Origin of the sequence: Amycolatopsis sp. NPDC059021 (genome assembly GCF_042739895.1) — a bacterium.
Classification (GTDB): Bacteria; Actinomycetota; Actinomycetes; order Mycobacteriales; family Pseudonocardiaceae; genus Amycolatopsis.
The window spans coordinates 38,762-42,495 of sequence record NZ_JBHYIQ010000007.1; the positions used below are offsets into that span (position 1 = coordinate 38,762).

Sequence of the window (3,734 nt, forward strand, 5' to 3'; positions counted from 1 at the left end):
CGCTGGTGCTTTTTTTTACTTCCTTGGGGGGTGGGGGTTCTCACGGGTTGGTGGGTGTTTTGTGCTTGGTGTCCTCCTTAGCGCTCCGTGCGAAAGTCCCCTTCAGCTCACGTCAGGCGAACTCGTGCCGCACGATGGTCTGCTCACGCCCCGGGCCGACGCCGATCGCCGAGACCCGCGCGCCGGACAGCTCCTCGATCCGCTCGACGTACGCGCGCGCGTTCGCGGGCAGCTCGTCGAACGTCCGGCAGCCCGAGATGTCCTCGAACCAGCCGGGCAGCTCTTCGTAGATCGGGATCGCGTGGTGCACGTCGGTCTGCGTCATCGGCATGTCCTGTGTGCGGAAGCCGTCGACCTCGTAGCCGACGCACACCGGGACCTTCTCCAGCCCGGACAGCACGTCGAGTTTGGTGAGGAAGTAGTCGGTGATGCCGTTGACGCGCACCGCGTACCGGGCGATGACCGCGTCGAACCAGCCGGTGCGCCGCGAACGTCCCGTGGTGACGCCGAACTCGCCGCCCTGCTTGCGCAGGAACTCGCCGGACTCGTCGTTCAGCTCGGTCGGGAACGGCCCGGAGCCCACGCGGGTGGTGTACGCCTTGAGGATGCCGAGCACCGTGGTGATCCGGCCCGGCCCGATGCCCGAACCGGCGCTCGCGCCGCCCGAGGTCGGATTCGACGACGTCACGAACGGGTAGGTGCCGTGGTCGACGTCGAGCAGCGTGCCCTGCGAACCCTCCAGCAGCACGGTCTCGCCGCGTTCGAGGGCCTGGTTGAGCTGCAGGCGCGTGTCGGCGATGCGGTGCGCGAACCGCTCGCCCGCGGACAGCACCTCGTCGGCGACCTGGTTCGCGTCGAGCGCTTTCCGGTTGTAGACCTTGACCAGCACCTGGTTCTTGAACTCCAGCGCGGCCTCGACCTTCTGCCGGAAGATCTTCTCGTCCAGCAGGTCCTGCGCGCGGACGCCGACGCGGGCGATCTTGTCCTGGTAGCAGGGCCCGATCCCGCGGCCGGTGGTGCCGATCTTGCGGCTGCCCAGGTAACGCTCGGTGACCTTATCGATCGCCACGTGGTACGGCATGATCAAATGCGCGTCGGCGGAGATCAGCAACCTGCTGGTGTCGACGTCGCGGGCCTCGAGGCCGGCGAGCTCGTCCAGCAGCACGCCGGGGTCGACGACGACACCGTTGCCGATGACGTTGGTGACGCCGGGCGTGAGGATGCCGGACGGGATGAGGTGCAGGGCGAAGTTCTCGCCGTTGGGCAAGACGACAGTGTGGCCGGCGTTGTTCCCGCCCTGATAGCGGACGACCCACTGCACGCGGTCGCCGAGCAGGTCGGTGGCCTTGCCCTTGCCTTCATCTCCCCATTGGGCACCGATGAGCACGATGGCCGGCATGTGACACTCCAGGTGTTCGACGACAAAGCTGAAAAGGGCGCTGGTGAATGCCGGTGCATGAGCGTAACGGAGGACCTGCGGGTGCGCGGAATCGTGGTGGCCTGTGGCGAGGACTCGCCCGGTTTCGAGGACATCGACGACGTCACGTCGATCCGTGTGCCCAGCCGTCCCGGCAAGGCGGAAATCGACCCCTTGCTGGGCGAACACGATCATCTCGTGGTCTCGGGGACGGACGCCGACCTCGCCGCGGTGGTGCTGCGGCTGTTGCGAAAGGAACAGCTCGCGGGCGTGTCGGTCGGTTTCGTGCCCGCCTCGCCGGATTCCGCCGTCGCCTCCCTGTGGGGCCTGCCGGCGCAGCCGGTGCGGGCCCTCGCGCTGGCCTTGCGCGGCGAAGTCGACCCGGTTCCGCTGATCCGTGACGACGCCGGCGGCGTGCTGGTCGGCCGGGGCGTGCTCGGGATGGTGCGCGGGGTGGCCTACTGCGACGAGCAGGTCGCGCTGCGCGGGGCGGCGCGCTCGGTCGTCGTCGAACCGGACGCCGAGGGGCCGGGCCTGCGGGTCCGGGTCACCAAGGGCACGTTCTTCAAGCGCCCGACGACGTTGTACTCGCGGGCGTTCCAGATCGGCTGCATCCCGACGCGGCCGATGTCCGACGGCGTCGCGTACCCCCGCGCCATGAACCGGTGGACCTGGTACCGGCACACCCAGGATCTGCGCCTGGCACGCGGCACGCTCTGAAATCACCCCGGACCGTTTGTAGCTCGCTCGTGCTATTTTATGTAGCATGAGTGTGCCATAAACGCTTCTTCGCAGGGGGATCCATGACCGACGCACTGATTTTCGCCGCGATCCTGCTGGTCGTGGTGTTCACGACCCAGCTCGGCCGCCGCAGGCACACCGTCTTCCTCGCCGTCATGCCGTTCATCTCCTCGGCGGCGATCGGCGTGCTGGCACTGGGCACCGGAGAGCACCATTACGAGCCCGCGGACGCCGCCTTCGCGGCCATCGGGGCCACGCTGGGCCTGCTCGTCGGACTCGCCCTGAACCGGGCCATGGCCGTCTGGCGCGACCCGGAAAGCGCCAAGCTCTACACCCGCGCGGGCCTCGCCTACCTGGCGATCTGGCTGGTCGTGCTGGTCGGGCGGATCGTGTTCATCTACGCGCTGGAGAACTCGCCGTCGTTCGCCGCGCAGTTCGGCAGCCTGCTGGTTTCGACGCACACGAGTCCGGACGGCGTCGCGGCGTTCTTCCTGCTCATGGCGCTGGCCATGGTCATTTCCCGCGAGATCGGCGTGCTCCTGCGCGGCCGTCGGCTGGAGCGCGTCGCCGCGTAGTGGTTTCACAACCAGCCGACAACATGTCACCCGATGGTGTTGCGTACGCCACTTTCGTGAGTCAAAGTTACCGGGTTCCCGCAACCGACACTGAGGGGGAAAGGTGCCAACCGCGCGCACTCTTCGTCGATCTCTGACCGTGCTGGCCACCGCCGCGGTCCTCACCGGGACACTCACCAGCGTCGCCGACGCGACTCCGCCCGGGATTCCGTCCGGCGCGACCGCGAAGTCCGAGCTGACGCAGCTGAAGGTGGCACCCGACGGGTCCATGACCGGGTACAGCCGGGACAAGTTCCCGCACTGGATCGACCAGGGCAACAACTGCAACACGCGCGAGGTCGTGCTCAAGCGGGACGGCACGAACGTCAAGACCGGCAGCGACTGCTACCCGACGTCGGGCAGCTGGGCCTCGCCGTACGACGGCAAGACCTGGACCAGTCCGTCCAATGTGGACATCGACCACGTGGTGCCGCTCGCCAACGCGTGGCGCACCGGGGCGGCCGCCTGGACGACGGCGCAGCGCCAGGCGTACGCGAACGACCTGACCGATCCGCAGCTGATCGCCGTCACCGACTACGTCAACCAGGAGAAGGGCGACAAGTCGCCGGACGCCTGGAAGCCGCCGCTCACCGGCTACTGGTGCACCTACGCGAGCATGTGGGTCGCGGTGAAGTACAAGTTCAAGCTCACCGTGAACTCGGCCGAGAAGTCCGCACTGACCGACATGCTCAACCGCTGCTGACCCGCGGTGGCCCAAGCGCCCCAATGAGGTTTTCTCGCTGAGGGTGCTGGGGCCGCGTGTGTGTTGCCGGTTGTGTTGTAGGACGCCTGGGGTGCGCTGGCCTGGGGTGCGACAAGGGCGTCCCTGGGTGCGGCGGATGCACCCAGGGCGTCCCTCGGACTAGCCGCGCACGAACCGACACCCATCGCCCGATGTCGCGAACGCTCCATTGCCGACGAATATACGCGCGAAACGAGCGGTGGCGGACCGCCCCCCCCAC

General features: G+C 67.9%; 4 protein-coding genes. 3 read left to right on the forward strand and 1 reads right to left on the reverse strand.

Annotated elements, in window-relative coordinates; genetic code table 11:
- Nucleotides 1-112: 112 nt before the first annotated feature.
- Nucleotides 113-1,399, reverse strand: coding sequence for an adenylosuccinate synthase (locus tag ACFWX1_RS05670; protein ID WP_378384207.1), 1,287 nt, complete (start codon nt 1,397-1,399; stop codon nt 113-115).
- Between the two features lie 57 nt (nt 1,400-1,456).
- Between ACFWX1_RS05670 and ACFWX1_RS05675 the strand changes: the two genes are divergently transcribed.
- The 3 genes from ACFWX1_RS05675 to ACFWX1_RS05685 all read left to right on the forward strand — a co-directional run bounded on the left by ACFWX1_RS05675 (nt 1,457) and on the right by ACFWX1_RS05685 (nt 3,475).
- The gene (locus ACFWX1_RS05675) at nt 1,457-2,137 is read left to right on the forward strand and encodes a hypothetical protein (protein WP_378384208.1); all 681 of its coding nucleotides are present in this window, start codon (nt 1,457-1,459) and stop codon (nt 2,135-2,137) included.
- 83 nt (nt 2,138-2,220) lie between these two features.
- Complete coding sequence (locus ACFWX1_RS05680; RefSeq protein ID WP_378384210.1) at nt 2,221-2,733, forward strand: DUF1453 domain-containing protein; 513 nt, start codon at nt 2,221-2,223, stop codon at nt 2,731-2,733.
- Between the two features lie 103 nt (nt 2,734-2,836).
- A complete protein-coding gene (locus ACFWX1_RS05685; RefSeq protein ID WP_378384211.1) occupies nt 2,837-3,475 on the forward strand; it encodes an HNH endonuclease family protein in 639 nt (212 codons plus the stop codon).
- Nucleotides 3,476-3,734 lie beyond the last annotated feature (259 nt).